Origin of the sequence: Vibrio chagasii (assembly GCF_024347355.1) — a bacterium.
Lineage (GTDB): Bacteria > Pseudomonadota > Gammaproteobacteria > Enterobacterales > Vibrionaceae > Vibrio > Vibrio chagasii.
Map to the genome: position 1 here is coordinate 362,829 of NZ_AP025465.1, position 18,792 is coordinate 381,620.

Consider the following 18,792-nt stretch of genomic DNA (forward strand, 5'->3'; position numbering starts at 1 on the left):
TGGAAATTTTGTGAGCTCAAGCGTTACTCTGATTCTACGTGCATGCTTATGGTTAGTGGTTACTCTCTTAGTAACGCTAGCCATTGCTGTTACTACACTGCGTGTAGCCTTACCCAATTTAAACAAGTATCAATCTGAAATTGAGCTTTGGGTAAATCAACATTCTGGTTTTGAGTTTTCTATTCAAGACGTGGGTGGTTTTTGGCGTAACACTCACCCCTCCATCGCGTTGCAAGGTGTAAAAGCCAGCCTTCCTAATGCAGAAGATGTAACCTTCTCTGTTGAGCGTGTTGAAGTCGAGTTTGACTTGATTCAATCGCTCGTTCAGATGCGTCCGGTTGTAGCCGATCTGGTTATGAATCAGATGTATCTTGATATCCGTTCTATTGACCTGTTTGCTGGGCAAAATGAGACAGATAAACCCAAAGACTCTGGCTCTTCTAAGCGAGTGGTGAATGAGCTCGATAACCTGCTGCTGAAAACATTGGTCGACGTCACCGCGAAAGATTCCACCATTTTGTATCGTGCTGTTTCTGATGAAGAGCGTCAGCTTGATATCGAAACTTTAAAGTGGCAGAACTCAGGTAAACACCACCTTGCAGAAGGCGTGGTGAGTATCAAAGACGCTAACCTCAACTCTTTGTCAGTAAGCGCTAACTTTATTGATGGCGGCTCACTCACTGATGTGACTGGTGAGTTTTATGTCAGTGCAGATAACATCTCTATAAAACCTTGGTTAACCCGTTACATGCAGGCGGAGTCTGGCATTGAAACGGGGACCTTGAGTCTAAATAGCTGGCTCACGCTACGTAATAGCAAGCCAGTCAGCGCCTACGTCGAAGTGCTGCCTTCAGAATTGACCTGGAACGAAGACGGTAAGCATGACTTGATGCTTGAATCAGGCGTGTTTAAGTTGTCTCCAATCGATGATGGCTGGCAAGTGAATGTTCACTCTCTTAACTTGAGAACCGATGACACGCCTTGGCCTGAGCTTGATGTAGCATTTAAATGGCAACAAGGTCCTTGGCTGCTTAACGTCTCTGAGCTTGATATTTCGACCATCACACCACTGATTAAGCTGCTGCCAGACTCAGAAGAGTCAACCAAGATGATAAATGTGCTGTCTCCGGGCGGTACGGTCTCTGATATTCGTCTATCGATGGAATCTGGTATCGAGAGCCTACGTTACTCCGCCAGTTTTTCTGATCTTGCGATTGAGCAATGGGATTTAGTACCGGGCTTTAGCCAAGTTTCTGGTAGCGTGTTCGGCTCTATGACCGAAGCAAAAGCCAGCCTACATGTTATTGACGATGTATTCCCGTATGGCGATGTTTTCCAAGCGCCTTTAAACATCAAGCAAGGTCAAGTTGATATTGTATGGCAGCAAGACGAGAGCGGCTGGAAGCTTTGGTCTGATAAAGTCACGGCAGCCACGCCAGATTTACAAGTGTTAGGTGCGTTTCGATTAGATTTCCCTAAAGATGCGAGCCCTTACTTATCATTTTATGGTGAAGCAGACGCTTACAACGTTGGCGAAACATGGCGTTACCTACCGACCTTAGCGCTTGGGCAAGACCTGACTGATTACCTATCTACTGCGATTCAGGCGGGTAAGGCTGATACGGTGAAGTTGCTGTGGCACGGTCAATTGGATAACTATCCGTACACCAATCACGATGGTATTTTTCAAGTTTGGGCTCGATTAGAGGACGCTAAATTTAGCTTTGATACCGCATGGCCGCTGATTACAGACCTGCAACTTGATCTATTGTTTGAGAATGATGCGATGCATCTCGATTCTCGCTCTGCACAATTAATGGATGTGACTGCCGATCGAATCACAGGTCGTATTCCTTATTTGGGTGAAGGCGGCCATATCGAGATAGAAGCAAAGGCCACCGCGTCAGGTAATGCGGTACGTGATTACATGACGGCTTCGCCACTGGTTGACTCCGTGGGTGCTGCGTTAACCGCACTTCAAGTGAGCGGTGATGTCTCTTCCGAATTCCAGCTTAATATCCCATTCGACTCTGATAAAGAAGCCAGAGCGTGGGGTTACGCTGACCTAAGCGGCAACCATGTTGAAATTGAAGCGCCACCAATGGTGTTAGAAAACACCACGGGTCGTATCGAGTTTGATAATGATGTTGTGACAGCGAATGGTTTAGCGGCAGACTTGCTTAAACAAGGCATCTCTATTGATTTTAAAGGGCAGAATGATGGCCCTGGCTATGCAGTTGATATTGACGTTCTGGGCGATTGGGATGTGAAACCTTTAGAGCCTTATATTGGAGAGCAATGGTTGAGTCGTCTATCTGGTCATGCGCAATGGCAAAGCCAGATTGATATCCAATTGAATGACATCGGCTTTACTTACCAATTAGATTTACAGTCTGACCTAAAATATCTCGCGAGCGATTACCCATACCCACTGGCGAAAAAGTCATTAGAGAGTGGTTCTGCAAGGCTACAAGCATCGGGTAACCAAGAAGCGATTACTGCGCGTTTGCAGTTGCCGAATACCAAGTACCAAGCTGAAATTGATATCACAGGTGATGTGCCTGAGTTAACCGCGACCAACCTAGTGCTAGGTCGAGGCGGCTATAAAATTAGCCCTGTGGTTGGGCACCATGCATTGATTCGTACGGATAAGTTTAATGCTGATGATTGGCTTTCGGTGATCATGGAGCCGGTACAGCCATCAACTGCTGTTTTAAGCCAAATGAACACACCAACAATTCCTGCTCCAAGTCGTGTGACTTTTGAAAGTAAAGAGCTGATTCTTGGTGGTATTGCTTGGAATGATGTTGATTTTAGTGCACGCAAGAATAAACAAGCTTGGCAAATGGAAGTATCGAGCCAAGAGTTAGAAGGGGATATTAACTATCTGCCTCCTTATGATTTAACCGTGTCATTGGATCGCTTGCACCTGTTTGTTCCTGAATGGAGTGATAAATCAAAGCAAGAGCCATTGCTGCAACGTAAAGAGCAAGAAGCACCGTTGATCTCTGAGTTGGATCGAAAGATTCATGATGTGATGCCGAATCTCAAGCTAACCCTGAATGACTTTTGGCTACAAGGCTATAAAGTTGGCAAAGTGGATTTTGAGCTGGCGAGAGAAGACAATCGCCTTGCGTGGAAGAAAATTCAGGTACGCAGTGGCGGCAACAAAGCAGATGTCAGTGGCTGGTGGGAATTGAATGGTGACAAGAGTCATTCTTCGCTGAAAGTTGATGTGGAAGGTGAAAACAACAGTGAGTTGATGGAGCGCTTTGGCATCACCTCGGGGATTCAAAAAGCACCATTTGAGCTAGAAGCTCAACTTGACTGGGACGGTTCACCTTGGGGTATTAAGATGGATACTCTAGATGGCGACGTAAAAACCAAGTTCGGTAAAGGTATTATTTCAGATGTGAGCGGGGCAGCTCGCTTACTTGGTTTGTTTAGCTTAGATTCGATCATCCGTAAAATGCAGCTCGATTTCTCTGATGTGTTTGATAAAGGCATGGCATTTAACAGTATTACAGGCTCGGGCAAGATTCAAAACGGTATATTCTTGACCAATGACCTGAACATGGATGCCGTGGCGGGAGAGATGAAGATCAAAGGTATCGCTAACCTAAATACTCGTCAGGTAGATGCAGAAGTAAACTTTACGCCAGATATCACGTCGGGTATTCCTGTACTGACAGCGTTTGCGGTAACGCCTCAAACAGCGTTGTATGTGTTGGCGGTAACTACGGTGATTTCACCGGTTGTTGAGGTCTTTACTCAGGTTAATTACTCGGTGAAAGGTCCTCTGGATTCACCAACGGTAAGTGAGCTTTCTCGTAGCTCTGGTGAGTTCCAACTTCCAGAAAATCTAAGAAAGTTGGCAGAGTAAAAGTAAGCCCTAATATACAGATAAATAGTGATTTCTGAATCATAATGAATGGAGAAGCAGTACACATGGATTGTGTTGGTTTGATTCAAATGACTTCGGGCCCAGACCCTGACTGTAACCTTGATTATCTCGCCCAAGAGGTAGCTAGGTGCAAAGCGTTAGGGGCTAAATGGGTCGTGTGCCCAGAGAATGCATTGGTATTTGGTAGCAAAGCTGATTACCACCAGTATGCTGAGTCCCTAAATGATGGCCCACTGCAGAAGAAGCTGGCTGAGTTAGCCAAGCTTCATCGCATTTGGATCATTGTGGGCAGTATGCCGATAAGCACAGCGAGAGGTGTCACTACCACGACTTTGGTGATAGACGACTTTGGCAGTTTAGTGGCTCACTACGACAAGCTACACATGTTCGATGTTGATGTCGCCGATGCTCGCAAGTGCTATCGAGAGTCTGATATTTTCACTCCGGGTGACCGAGTTGTGACAACAGAAACGCCTTTTGGTCACTTAGGTTTAAGTATTTGTTATGATGTGCGCTTTCCTCACTTGTATTCAGAGTTACGCAAGCAAGGCGCGCAGATCATAGTGGTACCAGCGGCGTTTACTGCGGTAACCGGTCAGGCGCATTGGGAAGCACTGTTAAGATGCCGGGCAATCGAAACACAATCGTGGATTGTTGCGGTAGGGCAAGGTGGTAAGCACCCTTGCCAAAGAGAAACATGGGGACACTCTATGGTGGTTGATCCCTGGGGAAGAGTGGTCGCACAGTTAGACCAAGATCCTAAAAGTATGGTTGTCGAGATAGACACATCCAGTTGTGAATCCATTAGGCAAAATATGCCAATCACACAACACACTCGATTTACCAATCAATTTTAATTACAAACAAGAGCCATCTATGAGCATTAATCAAATTGAAGAAGCGCTACTGAACCCAACAGGGCTTACGGAGCAAAATATCGCAGATACATTGGCGAGTATTGCTACCCGCCAAATTGATTATGCTGATATCTACTTTCAGTCAAGCTGGCATGAATCTTTGGTGCTTGAAGATAGCATTATTAAAGACGGCTCTTTCAATATCGATTGCGGTGTTGGCGTTCGTGCAGTATCAGGAGAAAAGACCGGCTTTGCTTACTCTGACCAAATCCAACTGGATGGTCTAAAGCAAAGCGCGATTGCAGCTCGTGGTATCGCGAAGCAAGGTCAAAACGGAAAGGTGCAGGCCTTCAAGCGTAACTCCAACCAAACTTACTATGATGCAGTTAACCCGCTAGCAAGCTGGGAAAAACAGCAAAAAACAGAACTTCTTAAGTCATTGGACGCTTACATTCGCACTAAAGAACCTATGGTGACGGAAGTTTCAGTAAGCTTAAGTGGTGTGCATGAGCAGATGCTGGTTGCTGCGACGGATGGCACCTACGCAGGCGATATTCGTCCGCTTGTTCGTCTATCAATCAGTGTACTTGCACAGAAAGGCGATCGCCGTGAGCGTGGTAGTGCTGGTGGTGGTGGCCGTTTTGGTTACGACTTCTTCCTAAGCGATGACAAAGGTACTCAAGTTGCTTACCAATTTGCTGATGAAGCGATTCGCCAAGCGCTTGTTAACCTTGAAGCCGTTGCCGCGCCTGCTGGTGCAATGCCTGTGGTTCTTGGTTCTGGTTGGCCGGGCGTTCTACTGCACGAAGCGGTAGGTCACGGTTTAGAAGGTGACTTCAACCGTAAAGAGTCTTCAGTATTCTCTGGTAAAGTTGGTGAACAAGTTACTTCAAGCTTATGTACGATTGTCGATGACGGTACATTGACTGACCTTCGTGGTTCATTGAACGTCGATGATGAAGGTGTTAACGGTCAGTACAACACGTTGATCGAAAACGGTATCTTAAAAGGTTACATGCAAGACAAGCTGAACGCTCGTTTAATGGGTGTTGCACCAACCGGTAACGGTCGTCGTGAGTCTTACGCGCATCTTCCAATGCCGCGTATGACGAACACCTACATGCTACCGGGTGAGCACACACCAGAAGAGATTATTGCGACAGTCGATAAAGGTATCTACGCACCAAACTTCGGTGGTGGTCAGGTAGATATTACGTCTGGTAAGTTTGTATTCTCAGCTTCTGAAGCCTACATGATTGAGAACGGTAAGATCACTCATCCCGTTAAGGGCGCAACACTGATCGGCTCTGGTATCGAAGCGATGCAGCAGGTGTCTATGGTGGGTAACGATCTAAGTATCGACCGTGGTGTTGGTGTATGTGGCAAGGCTGGTCAAAGCGTGCCAGTGGGTGTTGGTCAACCAACATTGAAGCTAGATTCGTTAACGGTTGGTGGTACTGAGTAAATCAGGCTCGCTGAAGCAACGTTAGCACAAAAATAGAATTGAAAAGCGCCTCCATTGTGAGGCGCTTTTTGTTTTTAAAGGAGGGGGAGTAATAGCAAAAAGTGATTACATGTTCTCTTCCGCAAACTCTGCCAGTCGGCTACGTACCACGCCATTGAGGTGGATATTGGCGCTGCCTTCGAAGTTTTTAAAACGCTCAACCATGTAGGTTAAACCTGAAGTTACAGGGGTTAGGTAAGACGAATCGATTTGCGCTAGGTTCCCTGAGCAGACAATCTTGGTGCCTTCACCACAACGGGTGATGATGGTTTTGATTTGTGAAGCAGTCAGGTTTTGACACTCATCGAGAAGCACAAACGCATTCTGGATGGAACGGCCGCGCATGAAGTTGATCGACTTGAACTGGATATTGGCTTTATCACAGATGTACTTCATTGACCCTTCGGTGCAGTGGTCGTTTTTGTGCAGCGCTTCCAATGTATCGGTGACGGCGGCCAACCAAGGCAGCATCTTCTCTTCCTCAGTACCAGGAAGGAAGCCAATAGACTCACCAATGTCAGGCGTGTTTCGGGTGACGATGATCTTATCGAACTGTTTACGCTCAATGGTTTGCTCAAGTGCTGCGGCCATCGCGAGCAGTGTTTTACCACTACCTGCCGCGCCAGTTAGGATCACCAGGTCAATATCTGGGTCGAGTAGCGCATCAATTGCCATTCCCTGATAAATATTCTTAGGTGTGATGTCCCAGGCTCTGCGATTCATTAGGCGTTCACGGCTTAAGTCTCTGAGTGTGACGGTTTCGGTATCAATCTCTTCAACTCTTGCTGCAAAGTCGCTCTCTTCATCAATCACATATTGGTTGAGGAAGGTAGGTTCGAAAGGCTCTCTTGCTAACGTATGGAAGGTTTTGCCAGCTAAGGTCTTACTTTCCACATTGTCGATACCATCCCAAAATGCGCCCTCAAGTTGTTGGAAACCTTTGGTGAGGTATTGGATATCATCGATGAGTTGGTCGGTTTGATAATCTTCAACGAAGCGTACGCCCGCGCCTTTTGCACGTAAACGCATGTTGATGTCTTTGGTGATGAGAACCACTTCACGTGGCGCACGTTTATTTTGAAGGTAGAGTACAGCGTTGAGGATTCGGTTATCGCCTGCCTTGTCGTCGGCAAAGGCTTTGATGCTTTCTTGAAGTTCGTAATCGGCGAGTATTGAGATACTGCCTGAGGCCTTAATGTCTTTAGTAAAAGGGATGCCTTCCGATATTTGGTCTGGTGTGGCTTCCCTGAATAAATCTTCGAGAGTTCGAATCGCAATTCTCGCATCTCGTGCAACGTCCCTCTTACTGTCTTTGATTCTGTCTAGTTCTTCTAGCACTGTCATGGGGATAACGACATCGTGCTCTTGGAAAGAAAATATAGCGAAGGGTTCGTGAAGTAGGATATTGGTGTCTAAAACAAATAGCTTCCGGTTGGTCTCGCCCATAGCATCTCCTTGCCGCGTGCGGCTTGCTTTGCATCGATTGAACGTAGATTAAGCTCACTTAAAGGTTAGTCTCTCATTCTGGTGATAGTCAACTGCTCACCTAAAGTTCAACGAGAGAAATATTGCCATATTGTGATCGGTGAACATGGCGTGTTCACTAACGGCAGCAATCTACTACCAATAGGTTAACCATGTTTTTTTGACAGTTTGATTGCATTGGCGAAAACAGAAAAAAAGCATGAAATCATCTCCTTTAGACGTGACCTAAATCACAGCATCGAGTAAGATTAGCGACCTTTTTCTGCACCATTTTCTCGAGATATTTATTATCTAGAGCGCACTTAAAAAGTGGCTGCAAACTAGGCATTTTTGGCTATATTTTTAGTTCAAGAGCAGTAAGATTCTTGTTTCAAATATCAGTTAAAAAGACCAAATTCCAACTATAAGATTGAGGTAGTCGATTCATGACATTTGCTTTGGGGCAACGCTGGATAAGCGATACGGAGAGCGATTTAGGTTTAGGTACCGTTGTAGCAATGGATGCTCGCACAGTGACACTAATGTTTGCAGCATCAGAAGAAAACCGTGTGTATGCACGTACGGATGCTCCCGTAACCCGAGTAACGTTTAATGTGGGCGATGTCATCGAATGCCAAGAAGGTTGGTCTTTGTCTGTCGAAGAAGTTATCGAAGATAAAGGGTTACTAACCTACCTAGGTACACGCGAAGATACCCAAGAATCAGAAGTGACTCTGCGTGAAATCTTTTTAAGCAACCAGATTCGTTTTAATAAGCCACAAGATAAACTGTACGCAGGTCAAATCGACCGTATGGATAACTTCGTGTTGCGTTACCGTGCACTAAGCAATCAATACCAACAGCACAAGAGCCCAATGCGTGGCTTGTGTGGTATGCGTGCTGGCCTAATTCCTCACCAGTTGTATATCGCTCATGAAGTTGGCCACCGTCATGCGCCACGTGTTTTGCTAGCCGATGAAGTTGGCCTAGGTAAAACCATCGAAGCGGGTATGATCATCCATCAACAGGTGTTGTCTGGTCGTGCGGAACGTATCTTGATTGTGGTGCCTGAAACACTACAACACCAATGGCTAGTTGAGATGATGCGTCGTTTCAATCTGCACTTTTCTATCTTTGATGAAGAGCGTTGTATTGAAGCCTTTGCAGAATCAGATAACCCATTTGATACCCAGCAATACGTTCTGTGTTCGTTAGATTTCTTACGTAAGAGTCGCAAGCGCTATGAGCAAGCACTTGAAGGTGAGTGGGATCTATTGGTTGTCGATGAAGCGCACCACCTTGAGTGGAGCCAAGACAAGCCAAGCCGCGAATACCAAGTGGTAGAAGGCTTAGCAGAAAATACTCCTGGTGTGCTTTTGCTGACAGCGACTCCTGAGCAATTGGGCCGTGAGAGTCACTTTGCACGTCTGCGTCTATTGGATCCTGACCGCTTCTACGATTACGAAGCCTTCGTTGAAGAAGAAGATCAATACGCACCGGTTGCTGATGCTGTTACCGCACTATTCTCAGGCGTGAAACTTGAAGACAGCGCGAAGAATCAGATTACAGAGCTGCTTTCTGAGCAAGATGTTGAGCCTCTATTCCGCGTTATCGAAGGTGATAGCAGCGAAGAAGAGCAAGCATTAGCTCGTCAAGAACTGATTGATAACCTTATGGATCGCCATGGTACTGGTCGTGTTCTATTTAGAAATACACGTGCCGCTATCAAAGGCTTCCCTAAGCGTAACGTCAATCTACTGCCGATGGATATTCCAACGCAGTACACCACGTCGATGCGTGTATCAGGCATGATCGGTGGCAAGATGGCACCAGAAGCTCGTGCGATGAAGATGCTTTATCCAGAAGAGATCTTCCAAGAGTTTGAAGGTGAAGACTCAAGCTGGTGGCAGTTCGATTCACGTGTTAACTGGCTGATTGAAAAGATCCAAGACAAGCGAAGCGAAAAAATCTTAGTGATCGCATCACGTGCAAGTACTGCTCTTCAATTAGAGCAAGCACTACGTGAGCGTGAAGGTGTACGTGCAACCGTATTCCACGAAGGCATGTCGATTCTAGAGCGTGATAAAGCAGCGGCTTATTTTGCTCAAGAAGAGGGCGGTGCTCAGGTTCTTATCTGTAGTGAAATCGGCTCTGAAGGCCGTAACTTCCAGTTCGCTAACCAGTTAGTGATGTTTGATCTTCCGTTCAACCCAGACTTGCTTGAGCAACGTATTGGTCGTTTGGATCGTATTGGTCAACAGCGTGATATCGATATTCATGTTCCTTACTTGAAAGGCACATCACAAGCGATCCTAGCGCGTTGGTTTGACGAAGGTCTGAATGCATTTGCGGAAACTTGTCCAACAGGTCGCACAGTTTATGACAAGTATTCAGACGTGCTGATCGAGATGCTAGCTTCTGGTAACACAGAGCAGCTTGATGAAGTGATCGAAGAGTCAGCAAAGCTAAATCAAAGCCTAAAAGCGGATCTAGAAAAAGGCCGAGATCGCCTACTAGAGATGCACTCAAACGGCGGTGATAAAGCGCACGAGATTGCAGAGAAGATCGCATCAACTGATGGCGATACTAACCTAGTTACTTTTGCATTGAGCTTGTTCGATACAATTGGTTTGAACCAAGACGACAAAGGTGAAAATGCGCTAGTAGTAACGCCATCTGAGCACATGATGGTACCAAGCTACCCAGGCTTACCTTATGAAGGTGCAACTATCACGTTCGACCGTGATACAGCGCTTTCTCGTGAAGACATGAACTTCATTAGTTGGGAACACCCAATGATTCAGGGTGGTATTGATTTACTACTTAGCGAAGGGGTGGGTACTTCTGCGGTATCACTACTTAAGAACAAAGCGCTGCCGGTTGGTACTATCTTGCTTGAACTGGTTTACCTGGTGGATGCACAAGCACCAAGACGCAGTGGTATCAGCCAGTTCTTACCTAAGACTCCGATTCGCTTGATGATGGATGGCCGTGGTAACGACCTATCTTCTCAGGTTGAATTTGATAGTTTTAACCGCCAGTTGAGCCCGGTGAACCGTCATCTAGCAAGTAAGTTAGTTAACTCGGTACAAGGCGAAATTCACAAGCTAATCGAAGCGGGTGAGGCACAAGTTCTTCCTAAAGTTGAAGAAGTGCGTCAGCAAGCGCAAAGAGATATGCAGACAAACCTCAACGGTGAACTAGAGCGTCTACAAGCTCTGAAAGCGGTGAACCCGAACATTCGTGATGAAGAGTTAGAAGTTATCGAAGCTCAGATTAACGAACTGACCGGCTACATCAGCAAAGCTCAGGTTCAACTAGACTCGCTACGCTTGATTGTAGTTTCTCACAATTAATATTAGCTAGTCCGTGAACAACAAATAAGGCCTTCACCATGAAGGCCTTATTTTTATCTCGAGTTTGTAGATGGTGGTGATTGGAGGGTTACATCAACCATTTCCACCAAACAAATACGGCTAAGAAACCGAACAAGTAAACTAGGCCTGCGACAGACAGCCATTTTAGTTTGCTGCCAATGGCTAACGCTTCTGGAAGCTTAGCTTTGTTCACCAAGATGAAATTAAGCAGCGCGAAGAATGGCGTCGTTGCGAAAGCAAGTACCATTGCGAAATCCAGCATTGGCATCAACGCAGCGCTGAAGAACATCACAATCGCGAGTGCGGCGATAGAGACAATGATAATCCAGCCTTGTAGCATGCGCGGGCTCGACTCTTTGTTGAATAACAGACGTTGTGATTCCGCGAGTACACGAGAGTAGCCGTCGATAACCGTAATCGTGCTACCAAAGATACAGAAGAAAGCGATAATGGCGATGAGTGGTCGTGACCATTCACCAATCGTCGATGCGTAAATACCAACTAACTGGTGAGTAAAGCCTACACCAGAGCGAGACAGTTCCACGCCTGAACCGTGAAGTACCAGCGCGCCTAAAGCGACAAATACTAAAGCAAGCAGTGCCGTACCAATGTAGCCGACGTTAAAGTCGAATAAAGCAGATTGAGCAGTGACTTCTTGTTTCTCTTTTTGGCTTTTTAGCCACATAGAGGTGATGCTTGAAATCTCGATAGGGGCAGGCATCCACCCCATGGTCACCACGATAAAGCCAATTGCTGCCAATGACCAAGGTGATGGTGGAACAAAAGCAGCATCCGGTTCGACAGGTGAGCCGATAGCAATGGCGACAGCGGCTAGAGTGGTGATCGTAAGGATCGCCATGATCGCTTTTGAAAGGGTGTCCAGAGCACGATAGTGTCCTGCAAATAAGATGATCAAGCAGGTCGCAAGTACGATCATACAAAGCGTGCTGGTGGCTAGCTCAAAAGGAATGAAGTAGCTAAGCAAACTCGCACTAAACAGCAGTAGTGCGGCTGTGTTTACGACGGCTGAAATAGCACTTAGTATCGAAAAGATCACTAGGTAAGGGCGGCCTAGGTTTGAGTAACCCTCAACCAAGCTTTGTCCTGTACCAAGCGTGTATTGGATGCCGGCACGAAAGAATGGGTACTTGAATAGGTTTACTAAGATGATCAATGCAGCGAGCTGCCAACCATAGATGGCTCCGGCTTTGGTTGAGGCAACTAAGTGTGAACCGCCGACTGCCGCTGCAGCCATCATAATACCCGGGCCAAGAGATTTAATTAAACTGGATAGGGGAGCTGAGGTTTTTGTTGTGGTTGTTTTAACCGTACTGTCCATCATTGTTCCTTTGATGTTGGCTTGTTATTTTCCGTTACCCTATCAATACCATGTTTTGTAAACTCGTCAACTTTTATGTACGAAAACATTAAAAATTGTATTTATTAATAAACGAATTAACTGTGAATTATTTGTTCACTAGTAAATAAGAGGCTTCAATGGCGCTAGAGCAGTACACACCACCACGCGAACCTTGGATTGATATTGTTTATCAAGATGATGACATTCTGGTGGTGAACAAGCCTGCGGGGTTACTTTCAGTACCGGGCAGGTTGCCAGAGCATTACGACAGCATGTGGAGTCGTTTGGTAGAGGAGTTCGTTGATATTCAAGTGGTGCACCGTTTGGATATGTCGACCTCAGGCTTGATGTTGCTGGCTAAGCACAAGCAGGCAGAACGTCACTTGAAGAAGCAGTTCCAATATCGCCTGACACACAAACTGTATTACGCACGCGTATGGGGAGCGGTTGAACAAAAATCAGGATTGATCGATCTGCCACTCATCTGTGATTGGCCAAATCGCCCTAAGCAGAAAGTCTGTTTTGAAGACGGCAAACCATCACAAACTCGTTATGTGGTAGAGCAGCAAGAACCCCAAACGACTTTACTTAAGTTACTGCCAATTACCGGGCGTTCTCACCAATTGAGAGTGCACTGCATGGAAATAGGTGCACCGATTGTGGGCGATGAGTTTTACGCAACTCCAGAAGCGTTTGAATACAGTGATAGGCTAGCTTTGCATGCGTGTGAGTTGAGCTTTTATCATCCAGCGAATAATCAGCTGTTCAAAGCCTTTGTTCCCTGTGACTTTTATCCTCAAGCATCCCCACAAATCGAACAGCACTTTGAAATTGCGTCTGAGCTTCCAGACTACAGTAAGCTAAAAGCATAGAATGGACTGACTAATAGGTTTAACCAAGGAAGAAGAATGCCAACGTTGAAAGTCGTGTTTCTCGATAGAGCGACCATCCCGTCTCAAATTCATTTAAAACCTCTGAGCTTTGAGCATGAATGGGTGGAGTATGATTTCACGGCTCCTGAGCAAGTATCGGAGCGAGTTGAAGAAGCTGATGTGGTGATCACTAACAAGGTGGTGCTCAATGAGTCGAATCTAGCTAGTGCGAAAAAGCTCAAGTTGATCGCGGTTTCGGCGACCGGAGTCAACAATGTCGATGTGGAATACTGCAAATCTAAAAACATTGCAGTGGCAAACGTACAAGGCTACGCGACGCAATCGGTTCCTGAGCATGTCATCGCAATGCTATTCGCTCTTAAACGAAACCTTGTTGGTTATCACAAAGACATTGAGGCGGGTGAGTGGCAAAAGGACAAGCAGTTCTGCTTCTTTACTCATCCGATTCAAGATGTGGCTGGCAGTACATTGGGTTTAATGGGCAGTGGCAGCTTAGGTCAAGCCACCGCAATGTTAGCCAAAGCGATTGGTATGAAGGTGATGTTTGCCGAGCGAAAAGGAGCAGAGTCTTGTCGAGAAGGGTATCTGCCTTTTGATACGGTATTGCAGCAAGCGGATGCGATCAGTCTACACTGTCCATTGACTGATGCGACCCCAAATCTGATTTCAGAGCGAGAGCTTACAATGATGAAATCGAGCGCGGTATTAATTAATGCCGGGCGCGGTGGATTAGTAGATGAGCAAGCCCTAGTTGAGGCTTTGAAAAAACATGAGATTGCAGGCGCAGGTATGGATGTGTTTACACAAGAGCCAGCCGACAACTCAAATCCACTATTGGCTAATAGCCACTTACCGAACTTACTGCTGACACCTCATGTGGCGTGGGGCAGCGACAGCTCGATTCAAAAACTGTCTGATATCTTAATGGATAATATTGATGGCTTTATTGCGGGTAGCCTGCAAAACATAGTGAATTGACTCTAAAGCTATGTAGCATGAATTAAAACACAAAAGGTTGGCCTGTAGGCCAACCTTTTTAGATGGTGTGTCGATTAAATGACTTAACCTTGCGGTTTAACCACCAATACATTGATTGGTGAGTTCTGTACTACTTTGCTTGCAACTGAGCCAAGTACCACTTTGTCGATTTTTGAACGCTTATGGCTAGGCATCACGATAAGGTCGGCGCCAAGCTTTTCTGCGTAATCAAGAATCGTCGCGTAGGTTTTACCTTCAGCAACATGAACTTTGTAAACCACTTCATCGTCGATGTGTTTGTCGGCGAACTCTTTCAGCTGATTTTTAACATCCAGCTTCATTTGGTTCGCTGCATCTTTCGGGAAGTAAGACGCCACCATCGACATGTGAATGCCTGGTAGTACGTTCAGAATATGGATTTCAGCATTGCTGTGTTTTGCGTGCCATACCGCCAGTTCGACTGCCTTATCAGAAAAGCCTTTGTCATTAAGATCAACAGGAACAAGGATTTGTTTATACATGTATTCGTCTCTTTTTAATCAGTGCCAAGCTCTCACTTAGCACTGTAATTATCCTTTCCATGTAATAAAGCTAAATAGCGTTAAGCACTACTCAGCCTTATCCATTACGCGCTAATCTCATCCTTACGAGCACGTCTTCTTTGGTTCATCGCTAAACCAATCAAAATGATCAGAGCTGGTAAGAATACCCACTCTTTCATTGGTCGATCTGCATCTTGGATAACGGATTTGATTTCCCAATCGAAATCAATACCAGCCGCTTCTGCTGGGCTACCGAACTCGACCATATCAACAATCATCTTGCCTTCTGATTCAGTCAGCATTAGACCCATAGAGGCAATACGATCTTCACTTGAGGTCGCAGAATCTTCAAACGGTAGGCGAACTGTCTTTTCAGAATAGTCACCTTCTAAGTTTTCGCCACCCACTCTAAGTTCAAGTGATTGTCCCACATCCAGCTTTTCCGTGATTTGAGCAATCTCAACTCCAGGTGAAAGAACTTTCTCTGGGTAAATCATGTCCCACCAGAAGCCAGGGCGGAAGAAAGTGAAGGTTAATGCAATAAGCAGCACCGTTTCCCACCACTTGTTCTTAGTGAACCACCAACCTTGTGTTGCAGCTGCGAAGATAAGTACCGCAGTTACAGATGAAAAGATAGTCAGTGCTAAGTGCCACCAAGAATCAATGCCCATCAGCAGTAGCTGAGTGTTGAAGATGAACATGAACGGCAAGATTGCGGTACGGATATCGTAGGTGAAGCCTTGGATACCAGTGCGAATCGGGTCTGATTTCGCAATTGCCGCTGCAGCAAAGGCCGCAAGACCTACAGGAGGTGTATCATCCGCAAGAATACCGAAGTAGAACACGAATAAGTGCACCGCAATCAGTGGAATGATAAGGCCGTGTGCAGCACCTAGAGTCACAATTACTGGTGCCATCAGTGTCGATACAACGATGTAGTTTGCTGTGGTTGGTAAGCCCATACCCAGGATCAAGCTGATTACCGCAGTAAATAGCAGCATAAGGATGATGCTACCGCCTGAGATAAACTCAACGAAGTCAGTCATTACAAGACCGATGCCCGTCAGCGTTACCACGCCTACAACAGTACCAGCAGCTGCTGTCGCTACACCGATGCCGATCATGTTACGTGCACCTGACACCAGGCTTTCAGCCAGATCAACGAAACCAGCTTTGGTTTGTTCTGCAAGATCGTCTGATTTGTTCATCAGAGTCATCAAAGGACGCTGGGTGATCAAGATGAAGATCATGAACACTGTTGCCCAGAATGCAGATAGGCCAGGTGAGAAACGTTCAACCGTCAGACACCAAACTAGCACGACGATAGGCAGTAGGAAGTGTAAACCTGATTTAATTGTTGGGCCTGGATCTGGAACTTCTTTTAGATCCGCATCGATTTCCATGCCACCTTCAGCTGCGTATTTTGCAGATACGCGAACCAGAGCAACATAAGCGATTAATAGCGCCACAGTAACGATTGGTGTTGCTGCTTCGCCAAATACATCTTTCGTCCAACCGACACCGTAGTAAACCGCGGCACTGATAACACATAGACCTAAAATGGTCCCAGTGAAAGAGAGTAGGCTTTGTACAATAGTTGGTGTGTGACGACGAGGTAGGCCAGTCATGCCTGCTTTACATGCTTCTAGGTGAACAATGTAAATCAGAGCGACGTAAGAGATCAGAGCTGGCAGTAGCGCCGCCTTGATAACTTCCACATACGAAATACCCACATATTCCACCATCAGGAATGCGGCAGCACCCATGATAGGTGGTGTAAGCTGACCATTGGTTGAAGCCGCAACTTCTACCGCGCCTGCTTTTGTTCCAGGGAAACCAACACGCTTCATCAGTGGAATGGTGAAGGTACCAGTGGTTACTACGTTAGCAATCGAAGAGCCAGAAACCAGGCCAGATAAGCCAGAAGCCACAACGGCTGCTTTTGCAGGACCGCCTTTCATGTGACCAAGCAATGAGAATGCGACCTTGATGAAGTAAGCACCTGCGCCCGCGCGCTCGAGCATTGCACCAAACAGTACAAACAAGAATACGAATGACGTTGAAACGCCCAGTGCTACTCCGAATACACCCTCAGTTGTTAGCCACAAGTGAGACATTGCCTTGTTCAGGCTCGCACCTTTGTGGGCGATAACGTCTGGCATGTGTGGGCCACCAAAGGTGTAAAGTAGGAATACTGCTGCCACAACCATAAGAGGTGGACCTAAAGCGCGTCGTGTTGCTTCAAGCAGTAGAACCATACCAAACACAGCGGCAACAATATCGAATGTTGTTGGCGCACCTGAGCGGCCAGCAAGTTCTGTGTAGAAAATATAGATATAAGAAGCTGAAAAACTACCTGCAAGCGCTAATATCCAGTCGACTGCTGGGATGTAGTCCCGTGGCGAGTTTTTCAGAGCTGGATAAGCGGTAAAAGCTAGGAAAATAGCAAAGGTAAGGTGAATTGCTCGAGCTTCGGTGTCGTTTAGAATTCCGAAGTTAAAAATGAACGGCAGCGGAGATGCATACCAAAGTTGGAACAGTGACCAACATAGAGGCACAAACCATAAAATACGGCCTTGAATACCGCGAGGGCTACGCGCACCAGTGTCTGATTGTGCCACCATTTCTTGCACATCTGGAGACGGTGATGTTGTCTGCGTCATGTACTTTATCCTTATTATTGATGGTCTGCCTTTGTTACGAACAACGAGACGTTATTTCTTTCCTATCTAGTGTAGTGAATGGATAGGGAAATGCGTTTTTTGTTCGTCTTTGTCTTAGGCTTGATACGAAGGTAAGTTCGCCAAATTGGAGAAACTTAAAGGTTTGCTCTTTTCACTTAAGTTATTTTTATAAAACGTGAAAAGCCAATAAGGAGGGCTGGCCTCCTTATTGGTGTAGTAGGCTTAAAGTAGAATTACTTTAGAAGGCCTACTTCTTTGTAGTATTTTTCTGCACCTGGGTGAAGAGGGATAGAGATACCCGCTTTTACCATGTCTTCTTTCTTCAGGTTAGCAAATGCTGGGTGTAGGCGTTTGAAAGTGTCAAAGTTTTCAAATACCGCCTTAGCAACGTTGTATGCTACTTCATCAGAAACGTCAGAAGTGGTTACCATAGTTGCTGCAACACCGAAGCTGTTTACATCAGCATCTGTACCACGGTACATGCCTGCAGGAACTGTGCTGTATGCGTAGTATGGGTTTTCAGCTACGATTTTGTCGATCTGTGGACCTGTTGCTGAAACCAATTTTGCGTCACAAGACGTTGTTGCTTCTTTGATTGATCCGTTCGGGTGACCAACCATGTAGATGAATGCGTCAATCTTGTTGTCACAAAGCGCTTGTGAACGCTCAGAACCTTTAAGTTCAGAAGCAAGCTTGAAGCTGTCGTTAGTCCAACCCATCGCGTCCATTACAACACCCATAGTTGCACGGTCACCAGAGCCCGGGTTACCAATGTTTACACGCTTACCAGCTAGGTCTGCAACATTGTTAATACCAGCATCGGTACGAGCGATGATGTTGAACGGTTCTGTGTGTAGAGAGAACATAGCGCGTAGTTTTTTGTACTCGCCCTGATCTTTGAACTTACTTGTACCGTTGTAGCCATGGTACTGCCAGTCAGACTGAACAACACCGAAATCTAGTTCACCAGCACGGATGGTGTTAACGTTGTAGATTGAACCACCAGTAGACTCTACAGAGCAACGAATGTTGTGGTCTTTGCGGCCCTTGTTCACTAGCTTACAAATCGCACCACCAGTTGGGTAGTAAACACCTGTTACTGAACCAGTACCAATTGTGATGAACTCTTGAGCGTTAACAGCGCCAGCGCCCATTACAGCAGCTGCAATAGCACCAACTTTGATAAGTTTGGTAAATGCCATGAATTTCCCTTCCTTTATTCATTATTA

The 18,792-nt window shown here is 46.0% G+C and carries 11 protein-coding genes; 6 read left to right on the forward strand and 5 right to left on the reverse strand.

Features of this window, described 5'->3' with window-relative positions:
- The first annotated feature begins 10 nt into the window (after positions 1-10).
- The 3 genes from OCV52_RS01670 (at position 11) to tldD (ending at position 6,226) form a co-directional block, all read left to right on the forward strand.
- On the forward strand, positions 11-3,883 hold the full coding sequence (locus tag OCV52_RS01670) for a YhdP family protein (protein ID WP_137407214.1): 3,873 nt from the start codon (positions 11-13) through the stop codon (positions 3,881-3,883).
- Positions 3,884-3,948: 65 nt separating this feature from the next.
- The gene (locus OCV52_RS01675) at positions 3,949-4,761 is read left to right on the forward strand and encodes a carbon-nitrogen hydrolase family protein (protein ID WP_137407236.1); all 813 of its coding nucleotides are present in this window, start codon (positions 3,949-3,951) and stop codon (positions 4,759-4,761) included.
- Between the two features lie 19 nt (positions 4,762-4,780).
- Positions 4,781-6,226 (forward strand): metalloprotease TldD, encoded by a 1,446-nt coding sequence (tldD, locus tag OCV52_RS01680; RefSeq protein WP_017630734.1) that lies wholly within the window; start codon positions 4,781-4,783, stop codon positions 6,224-6,226.
- A gap of 105 nt (positions 6,227-6,331) precedes the next feature.
- Here tldD and OCV52_RS01685 read toward each other — a convergent pair whose 3' ends face one another.
- The gene (locus tag OCV52_RS01685; protein WP_102424041.1) at positions 6,332-7,711 is read right to left on the reverse strand and encodes a PhoH family protein; all 1,380 of its coding nucleotides are present in this window, start codon (positions 7,709-7,711) and stop codon (positions 6,332-6,334) included.
- A gap of 464 nt (positions 7,712-8,175) precedes the next feature.
- On the opposite strand from OCV52_RS01685, the gene rapA reads away from it, so the two are divergent.
- Positions 8,176-11,085, forward strand: a complete 2,910-nt coding sequence (gene rapA / locus OCV52_RS01690) for an RNA polymerase-associated protein RapA (protein ID WP_137407213.1) — start codon at positions 8,176-8,178, stop codon at positions 11,083-11,085.
- Between the two features lie 88 nt (positions 11,086-11,173).
- Here the strand turns inward: rapA and OCV52_RS01695 are convergent, their stop codons facing one another.
- A complete protein-coding gene (locus tag OCV52_RS01695; RefSeq protein WP_105059031.1) occupies positions 11,174-12,445 on the reverse strand; it encodes an NRAMP family divalent metal transporter in 1,272 nt (423 codons plus the stop codon).
- Positions 12,446-12,603: 158 nt separating this feature from the next.
- Between OCV52_RS01695 and OCV52_RS01700 the strand changes: the two genes are divergently transcribed.
- Both OCV52_RS01700 and OCV52_RS01705 read left to right on the forward strand, forming a co-directional pair.
- Positions 12,604-13,338 carry a pseudouridine synthase gene (locus OCV52_RS01700; protein WP_137407212.1) on the forward strand — a complete coding sequence of 245 codons (735 nt, stop codon included), beginning with the start codon at positions 12,604-12,606 and terminating at the stop codon, positions 13,336-13,338.
- A gap of 36 nt (positions 13,339-13,374) precedes the next feature.
- Positions 13,375-14,337, forward strand: coding sequence for a D-2-hydroxyacid dehydrogenase (locus OCV52_RS01705; protein WP_137407211.1), 963 nt, complete (start codon positions 13,375-13,377; stop codon positions 14,335-14,337).
- 83 nt (positions 14,338-14,420) lie between these two features.
- On the opposite strand, the gene OCV52_RS01710 is transcribed toward OCV52_RS01705, so the two are convergent.
- The 3 genes from OCV52_RS01710 to OCV52_RS01720 form a co-directional block, all read right to left on the reverse strand.
- Positions 14,421-14,858: a universal stress protein gene (locus OCV52_RS01710; RefSeq protein ID WP_004740830.1), complete on the reverse strand. Its 438-nt coding sequence runs from the start codon at positions 14,856-14,858 to the stop codon at positions 14,421-14,423.
- 104 nt (positions 14,859-14,962) lie between these two features.
- The gene (locus OCV52_RS01715) at positions 14,963-17,542 is read right to left on the reverse strand and encodes a TRAP transporter permease (protein WP_137407210.1); all 2,580 of its coding nucleotides are present in this window, start codon (positions 17,540-17,542) and stop codon (positions 14,963-14,965) included.
- 254 nt (positions 17,543-17,796) lie between these two features.
- Complete coding sequence (locus OCV52_RS01720; protein ID WP_008220541.1) at positions 17,797-18,765, reverse strand: TAXI family TRAP transporter solute-binding subunit; 969 nt, start codon at positions 18,763-18,765, stop codon at positions 17,797-17,799.
- Positions 18,766-18,792 lie beyond the last annotated feature (27 nt).